16 protein-coding genes and 1 tRNA gene are annotated in these 13267 nt (G+C 55.8%); 10 read left to right on the forward strand and 7 right to left on the reverse strand.

The window, feature by feature from the left end; all coding sequences use genetic code 11:
* Nucleotides 1-2 precede the first annotated feature (2 nt).
* Entirely contained in the window at nt 3-293 is a 291-nt protein-coding gene (locus PVV74_RS13800; protein WP_274593600.1) for a hypothetical protein, read from the forward strand.
* 329 nt (nt 294-622) lie between these two features.
* On the forward strand, nt 623-1330 hold the full coding sequence (locus tag PVV74_RS13805; protein WP_274593601.1) for a hypothetical protein: 708 nt from the start codon (nt 623-625) through the stop codon (nt 1328-1330).
* Between the two features lie 106 nt (nt 1331-1436).
* Here the strand turns inward: PVV74_RS13805 and PVV74_RS13810 are convergent, their stop codons facing one another.
* The 5 genes from PVV74_RS13810 to PVV74_RS13830 form a co-directional block, all read right to left on the reverse strand.
* Entirely contained in the window at nt 1437-1595 is a 159-nt protein-coding gene (locus PVV74_RS13810; RefSeq protein ID WP_274593602.1) for a hypothetical protein, read from the reverse strand.
* Between the two features lie 95 nt (nt 1596-1690).
* Nucleotides 1691-2110 (reverse strand): response regulator, encoded by a 420-nt coding sequence (locus PVV74_RS13815; protein WP_274593603.1) that lies wholly within the window; start codon nt 2108-2110, stop codon nt 1691-1693.
* Between the two features lie 1174 nt (nt 2111-3284).
* Nucleotides 3285-3812, reverse strand: coding sequence for a hypothetical protein (locus PVV74_RS13820; RefSeq protein WP_274593604.1), 528 nt, complete (start codon nt 3810-3812; stop codon nt 3285-3287).
* 523 nt (nt 3813-4335) lie between these two features.
* Nucleotides 4336-4731 (reverse strand): Rap1a/Tai family immunity protein, encoded by a 396-nt coding sequence (locus PVV74_RS13825; protein ID WP_274593605.1) that lies wholly within the window; start codon nt 4729-4731, stop codon nt 4336-4338.
* Nucleotides 4728-4982, reverse strand: a complete 255-nt coding sequence (locus PVV74_RS13830) for a helix-turn-helix domain-containing protein (RefSeq protein ID WP_274593606.1) — start codon at nt 4980-4982, stop codon at nt 4728-4730. The genes PVV74_RS13825 and PVV74_RS13830 overlap by 4 nt, the downstream gene beginning before the upstream one ends.
* A gap of 57 nt (nt 4983-5039) precedes the next feature.
* Here PVV74_RS13830 and PVV74_RS13835 point away from each other — a divergent pair, with 57 nt between their 5' ends.
* The 5 genes from PVV74_RS13835 to PVV74_RS13855 all read left to right on the forward strand — a co-directional run bounded on the left by PVV74_RS13835 (nt 5040) and on the right by PVV74_RS13855 (nt 8704).
* A complete protein-coding gene (locus PVV74_RS13835) occupies nt 5040-5441 on the forward strand; it encodes a hypothetical protein (RefSeq protein ID WP_274593607.1) in 402 nt (133 codons plus the stop codon).
* Nucleotides 5442-5472: 31 nt separating this feature from the next.
* A complete protein-coding gene (locus PVV74_RS13840) occupies nt 5473-5709 on the forward strand; it encodes a hypothetical protein (RefSeq protein WP_274593608.1) in 237 nt (78 codons plus the stop codon).
* A 75-nt stretch (nt 5710-5784) separates the two neighbouring features.
* Complete coding sequence (locus PVV74_RS13845) at nt 5785-6276, forward strand: hypothetical protein (RefSeq protein WP_274593609.1); 492 nt, start codon at nt 5785-5787, stop codon at nt 6274-6276.
* Between the two features lie 360 nt (nt 6277-6636).
* The gene (locus tag PVV74_RS13850) at nt 6637-7170 is read left to right on the forward strand and encodes a GNAT family N-acetyltransferase (protein WP_274593610.1); all 534 of its coding nucleotides are present in this window, start codon (nt 6637-6639) and stop codon (nt 7168-7170) included.
* A 172-nt stretch (nt 7171-7342) separates the two neighbouring features.
* Nucleotides 7343-8704 carry a hypothetical protein gene (locus tag PVV74_RS13855; protein WP_274593611.1) on the forward strand — a complete coding sequence of 454 codons (1362 nt, stop codon included), beginning with the start codon at nt 7343-7345 and terminating at the stop codon, nt 8702-8704.
* A gap of 113 nt (nt 8705-8817) precedes the next feature.
* Here PVV74_RS13855 and PVV74_RS13860 read toward each other — a convergent pair.
* A tRNA-Leu gene (locus tag PVV74_RS13860) sits at nt 8818-8903 on the reverse strand.
* Between the two features lie 148 nt (nt 8904-9051).
* On the opposite strand from PVV74_RS13860, the gene PVV74_RS13865 reads away from it, so the two are divergent.
* Nucleotides 9052-10035, forward strand: coding sequence for a complex I NDUFA9 subunit family protein (locus PVV74_RS13865; RefSeq protein ID WP_274593612.1), 984 nt, complete (start codon nt 9052-9054; stop codon nt 10033-10035).
* A 134-nt stretch (nt 10036-10169) separates the two neighbouring features.
* On the forward strand, nt 10170-10766 hold the full coding sequence (locus PVV74_RS13870; RefSeq protein ID WP_274593613.1) for a hypothetical protein: 597 nt from the start codon (nt 10170-10172) through the stop codon (nt 10764-10766).
* On the opposite strand, the gene PVV74_RS13875 is transcribed toward PVV74_RS13870, so the two are convergent.
* Nucleotides 10757-11560, reverse strand: coding sequence for an undecaprenyl-diphosphate phosphatase (locus tag PVV74_RS13875; RefSeq protein ID WP_274593614.1), 804 nt, complete (start codon nt 11558-11560; stop codon nt 10757-10759). The genes PVV74_RS13870 and PVV74_RS13875 overlap by 10 nt on opposite strands.
* Nucleotides 11561-11780: 220 nt before the next feature.
* On the opposite strand from PVV74_RS13875, the gene PVV74_RS13880 reads away from it, so the two are divergent.
* Nucleotides 11781-13217 (forward strand): NAD(P)-dependent oxidoreductase, encoded by a 1437-nt coding sequence (locus PVV74_RS13880; protein ID WP_274593615.1) that lies wholly within the window; start codon nt 11781-11783, stop codon nt 13215-13217.
* Nucleotides 13218-13267 lie beyond the last annotated feature (50 nt).

The following is a 13267-nucleotide window of genomic DNA, read 5'->3' on the forward strand; positions in this document are numbered from 1 at the left end:
CGTTGTACTCCGACGATGAAATCCCCAGCCTTCTTGCCATGGAAGATGAGCGCGTTTCGCTTGAACTCGCCCTCTTTCATTATGTCACCACGCCTCCAATCACCAATGATGCAGAGCATGCACTGTACACGGCGCAATTGACTGAAATGCTGGAGCGCCGGGACGTCAATGCGAGCCCCGAGGCGGAGGCAATGGTTTGGGCAGTGATGGACCGGATTATGGACTACGACCTTCAGGACCGGAGTTCTGCGGATGATCCGTTTGCCCCAAAACACGAGGAAGAAACGACTTGAGCATTATTTCGAAGCGTGTCTCTCGACTGACGTGCCCATCGTGTACGCCACAGACGACCTGTCCAGGTCGCTGAGAAGCGTGGCTGAGCAGCGAAGGCGTATTGGAGCTTCGGTGAGAATATTGATTTGTGACGTGCTTGCTTCTAACTATAGGGCCATGGGCGCCACAAGCCATCCCATTCAACCTTTCTGTATTGTTATTTACGGATAGATTAACAAGTTTGAATTCCTGTCTGGGCATGGCCTCGTTGGAATTCCTCGCCGTGGCGTCGTCAGCGAGTGCCTGTAGCAACCAATTGTTCAAAGCATTTTCATAAGTCGAGCAAATCATGACAGACAAGTGGTCGCCTCAAAACTGGTGGAAATTTTTTTGGGGATTCTGGTGGCTTCGTGGTGCTTTGTGCACGCTTTTTATCCTGGGCTTACTACTGACTTTTGTGCCGAATAGCGTTGACCCACTACTAAACTTTATTCACCACTTCATATTTGGATGGAACAGATTAATGGGAGGCTTAGGGCGGCTCATCGGGCTGTTGCCATTTGTGCCAGAACTAAGTGCCGTTTTTGTCAACACGATTGCCTTAGCGATATCTCTTGTCATTCCCGCGACTATATCGCTGTGCGCTTGGATTGATTTGCGTCAGGCTTTCGATGACCTGACAACTTTCGATCAAAACGCGCCCGATCCGGGGGCAGAGCTACTCAAGCCCATCCGTTTTTTGAGGTTCATTCAATTTTGTTTGGTTTTGGCGCTCTTGAGCATTTCAGTAGGTTTCTATGGGGCATTGACTGAGCTTGATGTCAATCCGGACATGCGCTTGGGTATGCGAGTTTTTATCGCCACCTTCTTTTTTCTGTATGTGGCGTTGATGATCTATTTGGTTGCTCGCAAGCACCCACCTTTCTTTAAAGGCATAGTCATGGTCTTGCTGGCATTATTTGTGCTTGAAGTCCTATTTCAAGCGAGACTCGGTTTAGGGGAGGCGCTGGATTCGCTAACGTGCTTAATGAACCCTTCTGCACTGCCAGAATGCTAAAGGACTCGATAATGTTTACGCATTCTTATTGAAGTTGATTGTGGGCATTGTGCTCGTTGCAGGGTGACCTGTCGCTTACACTGGCAATTTACAGGCAGTCTTGTGGCTATTTGTGCCCTTCAACGGTTTGCTCCGTGCCAATAGGCATCAGTTCTTTTGCCGTTCCCGACTTTGCGAAGTAGTCCCTGGCTTCATCTGTGGGGCCATACTTTGCTGCGTAATCCGCAAGGATCCGCTCTGCTTCTTCCAGTCGTTCTATGGCCATCGGCGGCTCCCCTATGAGGGGATTGTCGCATCAAAAGTTTAATGTACCGTTAACTCGACGCGCGGCACATGATTGCGATCATCTCTGCTTTGATCTCAACTTGTGCCCTTTTCGATGTTCGGTGCCACATCTAAGCTTGTCGCCCCGACAAGGTTAAGACCGGAAACGCGTTGCAGTTTTGCACGCAGGTCGGCATCCCGAAATGGTTTTTCGATCACGTCACAGTAACCCAAGCTGGGCGGAAGATTTCGGATGTCTTCCTTGAAGTTCGCGAGGAGTATGACGTGGCAATCTACCTGAATTAACCGTCCAGCAACCTCCGCACTTTGGGTTCCGCAATCCATAGATAAATCTACTATTGCGACCTTTGGTGCGCGTAGCGTGATTTCACGGTCAGCGTCCTCGATGCTCTTACATGTTCTCACGTCATCAAGACCGTATGCCTGAAACGCTAGCTCTAGGTCGAGCGCTACTACAGGATCGTCCTCGATAATGAGTACAGGTATTTGGTTCATGTAGTGATCTTGCTCCGAGATGCATGCTCCGATTACTCGCTCAAGTGTTGAACAGTCAAATCGAACTAAGCCATGTTCAATGATTCGCAGAATTAAAAAAGACATAGCAAAGAAACAGACGCATCGCGTGGGTAAGGAAAAGTCCGAACAATAACTCAAGCGGTCGCGTGAATAAGTTTCGACCCTTAACGGCAAGCGACTGAAAGGATATTGACCTTCCAGCCGCCCAGCCCCCAATTAAGGCTGTTAGTTAATCGCAGCTGCACATTCTCGAGACTGTTCCGCTGCGGTGGCGGGAGTAACCGCCACACGGATGCCTTGGGGAAAGACGACCGCTTTCATAGCGCAACACACGTCCGTTGTTTTCTCAACAACTCCGTCACGCGCATAGAGAGATTGGCAAGGTCGTGCCGACAACCCATTATGGTTGTCCATGTAGCCTTCCAAGCTTATTGATGATGGCGCTTAGGTTCTGTTAGGATCGACACAATCATATATACCACTCACAAACCTGATTGCGCTCACGCCTAGGAAGTGTGGGCGCAATTTTTTGGCTGAAAACTGTCTTGGATCAATAGAGCAATTCGGAGTTCTTCCGTGTAATCACAGAAACTTCGGAACTTTTACGTGTTGTTTGTCGTTAGAAACTTCTGTTTGCAAAAGTCGAGGCTTTCCCATTTTGAATTGGTTACACATGTATTTGGCTTACACCCTGTTGTTGACGGTCTTAATCGGCGTCGTTTTCCTTGTGCTTTAAGAGCGTCAACATAGTCTGAGCAGAGAAAAAGCGACCGAGGCACGCCCGGTCGCAGTTACAAGGAGACAGGCGAGGCTGATGGGGTTCAAATCCTCGCCTATAGATTTGCTCCTATAGAATTATGAAGTGATGCGCCACCCACTCTAGGTTGACCTCTGGTTGTCTTCGGCGGCGTGGTAAAGTCTCAATTTTGTTGAAATATTTTTGGCCCTTCTCCCCATTACTACTCAATTCGACAACGCTTTGCGTTGAAACTGGTAACGGAAATGTTGAGCGGGCATTTTCAACAAAAACTGTTACCGCTCCAGGTACTTTTAATACTAGCACCCAGCTTCGAGCGACGTTTGCCGACATGTGGAACGGCCTAGTGCCAGGCCGCTGACAAAGCGGCCTGGCGTAACTTCTTTCTCCACGCAGTTAGCCGTCATTCGCGCCGGTTGTCGCTTCTGCACCGGCCCGCGCCTCCAGTTGAGCCTGAATGCTCTCGCGGAAGTCTTGCGCAGCCATGCCGATGGAGACACCAGCCTCTGAATCGGTCTGCAGTCCAGCTGCGTCTACCGCAACCTGACCAACACCCAGGCCGAGGGCGGGATTTACGTCGATCACGGCTTGGGCAGTTCCTGTGGCGCTCGTGCGCGTGTCAGCAATGGTGCCGATGGACTGACCGTCTGCGGATGCAACTTCAGCACCGACGTTCACACCAGCAGCGGTGTCACCAGTTGAAACCTCTGGAGACGCGCTGGCGTTGGAATCGACACCGACATTCGCGCCGTCGGTGGTCGCGCCTGCGCCCACTCCAGCGTTTGCGCCAACTCCACCGACACCTGCATCAACGCCTGCACCGGCATCTGTGCCGACGCCAACTCCGCCGACGCCTTGTGCATACAGCGGCAGCGCGAGGGTCGAGGTAAGTGCGGTGGTCAATGCGACTGTCTTGAGTTTCATTGTGCTAACCTTTCGTACTTTTCCAAGTTGCAGGCCAATCAAACGACCTGCTTCAAAAGGGATAAGCACGCGCGCGAAAATTTCGAGAACCCACCTGATCCGGTCAGTCCAGACGGCAAAATCCAGCGTTTTTCGCGGGTAGACGACGGCAAACTACCGCAAGGCGTGACGTGCGATTGGAACAAAGTTCGAAGACTTACGTTTCTGGTCGTTTTTCGAAACGGGTTGTTTCGCCCTCGAGCTTGAAACGCGTATTTTCGACATAGTTTTGTCTCTTTTTGCACAGCAATAAAGCGGAGAACCGGCTACCAGTAATGAGTAAAACCAACTTATTCTAATGATGATCGCGGCAACCGTCGGTACCTGGCGGTTGCCGCAATTCGCGTTGTGTAAAGGTGTAAACGCCAGACTGATGACTGGACCATCGCTTTATTCCAGTGCTTTCAAAGCCACCCCTGGCCCTGTAGCCACTTGGCCGTCATCGAGAAGCCGAACAGCCTGGCAATCGATTGCAGGAGTTGTTTTAGCCGCAGGGAAAGGCTTCGGAGTATGCCGTCCAGATCAAGGTTCGGGCACTGGTATGGCGTGTTTCAGGGTTGTTGGTGAGGTACTTAATCGCCACGTCCTTCAGTTGTTCGTTTGAAGCCTCAGACGGAACGCAGCTGCCTGTAATGGCCCCGACTGCATCATTTACAGCATCTTCGCCCAATCCAGGGTTGGACTGAATTACAGCCAGAGTACCGCCCCAGGGAGCGCCCTCCGAATACCCGATGATGTAGCCAAGGCAAAACCCGGCCATGACCTGGTTGTCGCTTATGCAGGTATTCAACAGTTCATTACCGGAAATCTGCTGTGCGCTGGAACTCGTCGCTATTGCCGTCAGGCAACAAGCCATAGAGGCAAGCCTAATCCATTTCATGCTTTATCCTTCTTTAATCTCACACCTGCACCGCCGCCGTTCTCGGGGATGAATTCCACCCCGGCTGCTTCGAGGGCTTCTCGGATAGCATCGGCGGTTTCACTTCGACCGCCAATAGGCCCGGTAGAAGCTTCGAGCCTTTTGATCGTTGGAATGGACACTCCTGACTTTTCCGCAAGGTCATTTTGGGACCATTTCAGTAACGCTCGTGCAGCTTTCACCTGCTCAATTGATACTTTTAGTATTGACAAGCGTCCGCCCCCCATGTTGATACTTTTGGTATCATATCACGAGTGGAGGTTTCCGCAATGAAAGACTGCCCTGAAAACATAGATACCGCTGGCAAACGCATCGCTTGGTTCTGCGAGCATTTTGATGTTTCGCCCCCGGCGCTGGAGCACGACGATGATGAACCCGACGCGATCCTGCTCACTGATGAGCTTATGACGTGGATCAAAGTGCAAGGCGCATCCATGGATTGGGTGTTCTGTGGTGGCGTTGCAGGGATGGCATCGGTGTTTCGTGAGAAGCACAAAATGGACCCTGAAACCGCTCACTTCCTTGACTTGCTCCAGAAGCTCGATCCGCAAGAGCAGGAGGTCCTCGTTGGCGCGCTCAGAAAAATTGGATCAGGCGAGGTCGAATTTTCCAACGCCGTGGAAAACGCCCAAAAGAAGATAGACGACCTACGCAAAGCCTCAGCTGCGTAGGCCTGCACCAAAAACCCAGGAGGGAATACAAATGAATGAATTGAGCCTGCCAAAAAACGCCTCGCTCTCTGACTGTGAGCACTACTCGATCATCCTGTGCGGTGTGATGGAGGGCGCAAATCACCTCGACAGTGAGGGACACTGCAACGCCCGCGTGGCAGTCGCAGAGGTTGCGGAAGCAATGATGAACGAACTCAGCATGGCCCTCCAGACTCTTTCAAGCCAGAGCAAACCGAAGATCCAGGGCGTGAAAGGAGCCGGAAACTGAAAATCGCCCTTTTCCTTGTCGTCGGAGGCAGCCTGCAATCGTGGGCTGCCTTTCCCCATTAAGGCTATTTCAAACATGACATTTCAGTACGACATTAACCGCCAGTGGTCTGACCAGTTCATACCGCAGATCAAGAGCATCGTAGGCAGTCACCTGTTGCAGGCGGCTCCCGATATGCTCGACATGACCCAAGCAACGGATCTGGTGATGCTCGACGCCCGCGATATGCGGATTGCAGCACGGGTACGCAGGCCGGGATACGCGGACCGCTACCCCTATCAGTTCACGGTTCGCTCACGGCTTCCTTCAGGTGCTGAGACGGAGCTTTCCAAGATAGTGAATGGGAAAGGCGACTGGCTGTTCTACGGCCACGCCAACGCCTCTCAGACGGCTGTGGATCGGTGGTATCTGATCGACCTCAACGCTTTCCGAGCGGCACTGATCCGGCAAGGTGCAGAAGGGCTGTGTTGGGGCAACAAGTCCAACCCGGACGGAACGCGCTTCACCTGGTTCGATGTACGCAGCTTTCCGGCCGATCCGCCGTTGGTGGTGGCGAGGTCCGGCTGACGTGTGGGTGGTTCCTGTCGAACTGGCGCACCGTCTGGTCAGCAACGCGATGGACGCGCCGGTTAGCCGGAAGGGGATATCGGCAACGCCCTGCGTAACATTGTCGTATAGGGCACTTTCGGTAGAGAAAATCGTTACTAAATGATATAGAGACTACACAACAGCACAGCAAACCACGGGCGAAAATGGCATTCCGATTATCAGATTTGCTAAGGTTCTTTTCCCATCCGGATAAAGAACGATCCATTTTTGCGTCTGAGAAAGAGGCATACGATTTTTGCCGTAGTCTTTACAAAGACACAGGCGGTGTTACTCCTGAACTTCGCAGAGCCTTTGAATACTATCAACAAAATCTAAAAGATGACTGTAGGCCAGAAGCAGGATTTACCGCCGAACAAGATAGCGCCCATTCACTCTAGAAAGTGCTTGGACCGCTTTAACTGCGGTGAGCGCGAAATTGACAAATGGGCATCAGAGAAGGCGTGGAAGTTTCACGACAGAGACCGTGCTAGAGTTTTTGTCGCTAGACCCGACGGCGGTGGTTCGGCCCTTGGCTTTTATTCGCTGTCATTTTCAACTGAGAACAGCTCTAAAATTGCGAAGAAAGACCGGGACTCCTGGAAGGACGGAGCACCTCTGGTATACATCGACTACCTAGCCGTGCTGCGGTCAACTCAAAATAGTGGGCTTGGAACACTGCTATTGATTGATGCTCTCGCAAGAGCCAATCGTGTCTCTACAGAAGTCGCATTTTATGGTGTTGCGCTTCGCTCACTAAACGACAGAACTACTAAACTTTACAGTAAATATGGCTTCGGCATAGCGCCCAACGAAGACCGGCATCCGCTTATGATATTACCCATTTGGTCTGTGCGTGATTTGTTTTCTGAATAGATAATACCCACCCATCAGGGCGCACCTGCTGCTCCGCCTCAAGTCGATCAACGCCAATCCCGTGGGGCAATGTGCAACAATGCTCTCGTCGAAATTCTACAGCGGTACTCGTTACGGTTGACCAAGACTAATCGGAGATGATTTCCTCAGTTCATTCTTCAGAGGAATAGCTATGAGCGAAAAACAATTGCCGGATATATTGAAACAAGGTGAAGTGGCGCGGCTGTTTCCAGTCTTGGCAACCACATCGAAAGAAGGCCGTACCACCTCAATCGTTCTGGCTTGCCTCGATAAGGTCGAGGAGTTCGGTGCAGAGCTGCTGGCGTCGGTAGGTCAAAGGGTCGGCAAACGCGCAAGCATAGAAACCTTCACCGAAGTCGTTTTCCATAAGCAACCGGCCAATATCAAAGAACGACCTGACGGCCTGATTGCCGTCCGGGTCGGCAAGCGCACCTGGATGGCGCTCGTTGAGGCAAAGGTCGGCAACAACGAACTCAATGCGGACCAGATTGAACGCTACAGGGCCTTGGCCAAAGAGAACGGCATCGACTGCGTTATCACCTTATCCAATCAATTCGCCACATCTCCAGACAGTCACCCATTGGAAGATGTTCGAAAAAGCCGGTCCAAGATACCCGTCTATCACTGGTCATGGATGCACGTCCTGACGACCGCAGACCTATTGCTCACAGGTACGGAAATCGCAGATTCAGACCAGCAAGTTCTGTTGAACGAGCTTCGACGTTTTCTCACGCATGAGAGTGCCGGAGTTAAGGGCTTCGACCGTATGCCTCGCGAGTGGTCCGACCTCAACAAAATCGTCTCCAACGGCGGAGCAATCAGCACGAAGACGGCGGAGGCTCAGATTAGTCTTGAGGCGTGGCACCAGGAAACTCGCGACCTTTCCCTAATACTTTCCAGAATGACCGGCGCACAGGTTACAGAGAAGATACCGCGCAAGCACGCAGGCAATCCTGCGCAGCGCCAGAAAGACGAGCTTCAGCTTCTCAAGGACTCCTGCTGCCTCAAATGCACGCTGGTCGTTCCAGATGCGGCATCTCCAATTGAGGTGACGGCGGATCTGATGCGACGAACGATAGAAGTCGGAATGGAACTAAGAGCGCCAGAAGATAAGAAAAGCACCTCTGCAAGGGTCAACTGGCTGCTTCGCCAGATCAAGACCGAGAAAGCCTCGAACCTTCACATCCGTCTCAACTGGCCAGGCGCAAGCGAACCAACAGTTTATCCAGTTACAGACCTTCGAGAAGACGTCCAAATAGCAAGCGAAGGCAAAGAACACCTGACCGCACACAGCTTTCAGATTTTCCATTCGGAACGGCTGGGCGCAAAGTTTACTCAGCAGACCAATTTCATTTCGGAACTGGAGCGCATGGTGCCGGAGTTCTACGGCGAGGTCGGTTCGAATCTGGTGGCGTGGAAGAAGAAGGCTCCGCAAATCAAGTCGGATCGGAGTAGCGGGGAAGACGTTTCCACTGATGGCTTGGAGGAAGATGCTGAAAGCTTCGAAAGCTGACTACCGTAGGGCAATCAGTCTGAAGAATGTGTCCATAAGGGGGACACAGGGGTGGATTGAAAAAGCGCGATACGGCGCAAAGCATTGGTTTTATTGAGACTTTAGGGGGGTAATGGTGCCCAGGAGAGGACTCGAACCTCCACGTCCATACGGACACTAGCACCTGAAGCTAGCGCGTCTACCATTCCGCCACCTGGGCAGGTGTCGTGGAGGCGCATTTAGACATCACGCCGGGTCATGTCAACGTGGATTCGTGCGGATAGTTCGCATTGGTCAATTCGCCTTGTCGATTTCGGCCATCACGTCTAGTAGAAAGGAACCCAAAGGCGCAGACGGGAGCACCAATCATGTCCAGGCTTGTCACCATTTACGGCGGATCGGGGTTTGTCGGGCGGTATATCGCGCGGCGGATGGCGCAGAAGGGATGGCGTGTGCGGGTCGCGGTGCGCCGCCCGCACGAGGCGATCTTCGTCAAACCCTACGGCGTCGTGGGGCAGGTTGCGCCGGTAACGTGCAACCTGCGCGACGATGACAGCGTGCGCTCGGTGATGCACGGCGCGGATGCGGTGATCAACTGCGTCGGCACGTTCGACCGGCGCGGCAAGAACAATTTCGACGCCATCCAGGTCGAAGGCGCGCGCCGCGTGGCGCGTATGGCCGCCGAGACGGGCGTGGGCCGCATGGTGCAGATCTCGGCGATCGGCGCCGACACGGGCTCGCCCAGCATCTACGCCCAGACCAAGGCCAAGGGCGAAGAGGCCGTGCTGGAACATATGCCCGACGCCGTCATCCTGCGTCCCTCGGTGATTTTTGGCGCCGAGGACAGCTTCTTTAACCGTTTCGCCGGCATGGCCCGGATCTCGCCGATCCTGCCCGTCGTCGGCGCAAGCACGAAGTTCCAGCCGGTCTATGTCGACAACGTCGCCGAGGCCGCGGTGATGGGCGCCACGGGCGACGCCGCCCCCGGCATCTACGAGCTGGGCGGACCTGACGTGCACACCTTCCGCGAGCTGATGCACCAGATGCTGGAGGTGATCCGCCGTCGCCGTCTGATCATGAACATCCCCTTCGCCATCGCGCGGCCCCTTGGCGCCGCGATGGACGGGGTCCAGTTCCTCAGCGGCGGGTTGATCCCGGCGCAAATCACCCGCGACCAGGTCGCCAGCCTTAAACGGGACAACGTCGTCGCGGACGACGCAAAGGGATTTGCCGCGCTGGGCATCCGGCCCACGGCGATGGAGGCGGTTCTGTCCGATTACCTGTGGCGGTTCCGCCCGTCGGGCCAGTATTCGGATATCAAGGAATCGGCGCGCAACCTTCGCCAGGGATGATCCGGCGCGCGATATGTGCCGCGCTGTTGCTTGTCTCGTCGGCGCTTGCGGTCTGTGCCCAACCGATACCGGAAAAGCAGGCGCAGCTTTTCGTCGATTTTGCGCGGGACGTCTCGGGGAATGATCCCCAGGTCATGTCCACCGCGCGCGACCTGATTGAAACGCCGCCCACCACGCTGGAGACGATCGGGTATTACGGTCTCGAAGACGCCCCGGCAGCAGAGCGCACGCTGCGCGGGATCATCAGCCTGCTCGACGCCCGCGGTCACATCCTCGGGATCGAGGACAAGTACATCAACGAGATGCCGCTGGTGCTGGAACAGCAGGGTCTGGCCGATTTCGCAGGCGACCCGCAAAGGGATGTCATGACCCTGTTTCCGGGTGAAATAGACCCTGAAACCGGACCGAGCGACGATCAATGGCGCGCCTTCCGCAAGGGCTTTGGCGGGCATGTCCGCGCGATCGAGGCGGCGATGGCGCGCAGGGGGCACGTGCTCATGTCGCTGGATCTGCCGCTCGGCGACACGTTGCACCTGTGGTGCGCCTCGCCCGAGATGGCAGAGAAGTGGCGCGGCCAGGTTCTGTATTTCGGGAGGAACACGCTCGACCGGCGCTATTTCCCCACCGTGACCGTCGCCGTGACAGATGTGGCTTGGAACGACTACTGGGGCTTTCTGACCTATGCGCTGTTCATCCCCGAGCGCCATAGCGACCTGCCTGACTACGAATAAGCCACGACCAGCAGTACGATCCCGAGGACAATCCGGTAGATCACGTATGGCGTGAAGGACACGCTGCGCAATAGCCGCATCATCAGCGTCAGCGCCAGCAGCGCAGAGACGAAGGCAAACGCGGCGGCAATGGCGCTGTCCCGGATCAGCGCGACATTCGCGGTGTAGATCGCCTCGCCGCCAAGGAACACGCCGCTTTCGATGATCACCGGGATCGACATCAGCATCGACAGCCGCGCCGCGTCGGACCGGCTGTAGCCCATGAACCGCGCGCCGGTGATGGTTATCCCGGACCGCGACGTGCCCGGGATCAGCGCGATGGCCTGCCAGACGCCCATCACCATGGCATCGCGGAGCGACCAGTCCGCGGTGGTGCGCGTCGCCTCGCCCGCCTGGTCGGCCCAGTAGAGCACGATACCAAAGACCAGCATCGTCCAGCCGATCACCGCGATCGAGCGCATGGCGTCGTCCAGCCCGGTCAATTTCAACAGCACGCCGAAAGCCACCACCGGGATCGACGACACGATCAGCAGAAAGGCCAGTTTCGAGCCTTCCGTGTCGATCCGGCCCTTCAGGGCGCGGGGCAGGCCCGACAGCGCCAGTTTCACGTCCGACCAGAAATACAGGATTACCGCGAAAAGCGTACCGACATGCACCGCCACGTCGATCGCCTGACCTTGATCGTCGAGTCCGGTCAGGCCGGGCAGCAGGATCAGGTGGCCCGAGGACGACACCGGCAGGAACTCTGTGATCCCTTGGATCACGGCCACCAGTATAAGATGGAAAAGCGGCATGTACGCGGCCCTGCTCGTGTCTTTTTTTCCTAGCTATACCGCATTCGGAGTCCGAGGGAAGTGGACATTTATGTCCGGATCGGACCTAAGTTTTTGATCAAACTTGACGTTGCGCGGTGCCGAGGGTAGAAATATCGCAATATAGGTAAACTGTACTGACTTTATTTTTGCTTGGTCTTGCACTACACCTTCCGAACCTAGGCGATCTTTGGAGAGAATCGTGGCAAAAACACCGATGCTGAAATTCGTGTCCGTCGAGCGGGACATGCCCACCAAGCGCACCGCTGATGCGCGCCGGGAAGATTTCAACGAGATCTACGCGGAATACGCCGACGAAAAGGCCAAGGAGCAGTCCGGCCGGTGCAGCCAATGTGGCGTGCCCTACTGCCAGAACCACTGCCCGCTGCACAACAACATCCCCGACTGGCTGCGCCTGACCGCCGAGGGGCGCCTGCAGGAGGCCTACGAGGTCAGCCAGGCGACTAACACTTTCCCCGAGATCTGTGGCCGCATCTGCCCGCAGGACCGGCTGTGCGAAGGCAACTGCGTGATCGAGAAATCCGGGCACGGCACGGTCACCATCGGCGCGGTCGAGAAATACATCACCGACACCGCGTGGGAGGAAGGCTGGGTGCAGCCCATCGCGCCCGTTCAGGAGCGCGAGGAAAGCGTTGGCATCATCGGCGCTGGCCCCGGCGGGCTGGCGGCGGCGGACGTGCTGCGCAACGCCGGCGTGCAGGTCACGGTCTATGACCGCTATGACCGCGCGGGTGGATTGCTGACCTATGGCATCCCCGGGTTCAAGCTGGAAAAGCCGGTTGTCATGCGCCGTGTCGAACAGCTTGAAAAAGGCGGTGTCGAGTTCGTGCTGAACTGCGACGTGGGCAATGACATCACCTTTGACGAGATCCGGCAGAAACACACCGCGGTCCTGATCGCCACGGGCGTCTACAAAAGCCGCGAACTGCCCGGCCCCGGCGCGGGTGCCGCGGGCATCGTGTGGGCCATCGACTACCTGACGGCGTCGAACCGCAAGAGTTTCGGCGATGACGTGCCAGAGTTCGAAAACGGCGAGCTGAATGCCGAGGGCAAGCGCGTCATCGTGATCGGCGGCGGCGACACCGCGATGGACTGTGTGCGCACCGCCGTCCGGCAGGGCGCCACCAGCGTCAAATGTCTCTATCGCCGCGACCGGGCAAATATGCCGGGCTCGCAACGCGAGGTGATGAACGCCGAGGAAGAAGGCGTGGACTTCCAGTGGCTTTCCGCCCCCAAGGCGTTCCACGGCGACCCGGTGACCTCCGTGAAGGTGCAGCAGATGCGCCTCGGTTCGCCGGACGCCACGGGCCGGCAAAGCCCCGAGGAGATCGAAGGCGCGGATTACGACGAGCCCGCCGACCTGGTGATCAAGGCGCTGGGCTTCGAGGCCGAGGAACTGCCGACGCTGTGGGATCAGGATGAGCTGACCGTGACCCGTTGGGGCACCATCCGGGCCGAATTTACCAGCGGCAAGACCTCTCTGCCCGGCGTCTATGCCGTCGGCGACATCGTGCGCGGTGCCAGCCTTGTGGTCTGGGCCATTCGCGACGGACGCGACGCCGCTGCGGCAATTCTTGAAGAGATGGACGCCGGCGCAACGGCGGTGGCGGCGGAATAAGCGTTTTCCGCCACGTTAGAGACTGTTTTTCGGGCCATGCCCGCACCCAT

Source organism: Roseovarius sp. SK2, assembly GCF_028807495.1.
GTDB classification, from domain to species: domain Bacteria; phylum Pseudomonadota; class Alphaproteobacteria; order Rhodobacterales; family Rhodobacteraceae; genus Roseovarius; species Roseovarius confluentis.

What these genes read in the sequence shown, in the direction of transcription:
- PVV74_RS13825 (WP_274593605.1), bottom strand. Translation starts at nt 4,731, where the DNA reads ATGAAATGGATTAGGCTTGCCTCTATGGCTTGTTGCCTGACGGCAATA.
- PVV74_RS13840 (WP_274593608.1), top strand. Translation starts at nt 5,473, where the DNA reads ATGAATGAATTGAGCCTGCCAAAAAACGCCTCGCTCTCTGACTGTGAG.
- PVV74_RS13835 (WP_274593607.1), top strand. Translation starts at nt 5,040, where the DNA reads ATGAAAGACTGCCCTGAAAACATAGATACCGCTGGCAAACGCATCGCT.
- PVV74_RS13855 (WP_274593611.1), top strand. Translation starts at nt 7,343, where the DNA reads ATGAGCGAAAAACAATTGCCGGATATATTGAAACAAGGTGAAGTGGCG.
- PVV74_RS13870 (WP_274593613.1), top strand. Translation starts at nt 10,170, where the DNA reads ATGTCCACCGCGCGCGACCTGATTGAAACGCCGCCCACCACGCTGGAG.
- PVV74_RS13805 (WP_274593601.1), top strand. Translation starts at nt 623, where the DNA reads ATGACAGACAAGTGGTCGCCTCAAAACTGGTGGAAATTTTTTTGGGGA.
- PVV74_RS13845 (WP_274593609.1), top strand. Translation starts at nt 5,785, where the DNA reads ATGACATTTCAGTACGACATTAACCGCCAGTGGTCTGACCAGTTCATA.
- PVV74_RS13820 (WP_274593604.1), bottom strand. Translation starts at nt 3,812, where the DNA reads ATGAAACTCAAGACAGTCGCATTGACCACCGCACTTACCTCGACCCTC.
- PVV74_RS13865 (WP_274593612.1), top strand. Translation starts at nt 9,052, where the DNA reads ATGTCCAGGCTTGTCACCATTTACGGCGGATCGGGGTTTGTCGGGCGG.
- PVV74_RS13875 (WP_274593614.1), bottom strand. Translation starts at nt 11,560, where the DNA reads ATGCCGCTTTTCCATCTTATACTGGTGGCCGTGATCCAAGGGATCACA.
- PVV74_RS13850 (WP_274593610.1), top strand. Translation starts at nt 6,637, where the DNA reads ATGACTGTAGGCCAGAAGCAGGATTTACCGCCGAACAAGATAGCGCCC.
- PVV74_RS13810 (WP_274593602.1), bottom strand. Translation starts at nt 1,595, where the DNA reads ATGGCCATAGAACGACTGGAAGAAGCAGAGCGGATCCTTGCGGATTAC.
- PVV74_RS13815 (WP_274593603.1), bottom strand. Translation starts at nt 2,110, where the DNA reads ATGAACCAAATACCTGTACTCATTATCGAGGACGATCCTGTAGTAGCG.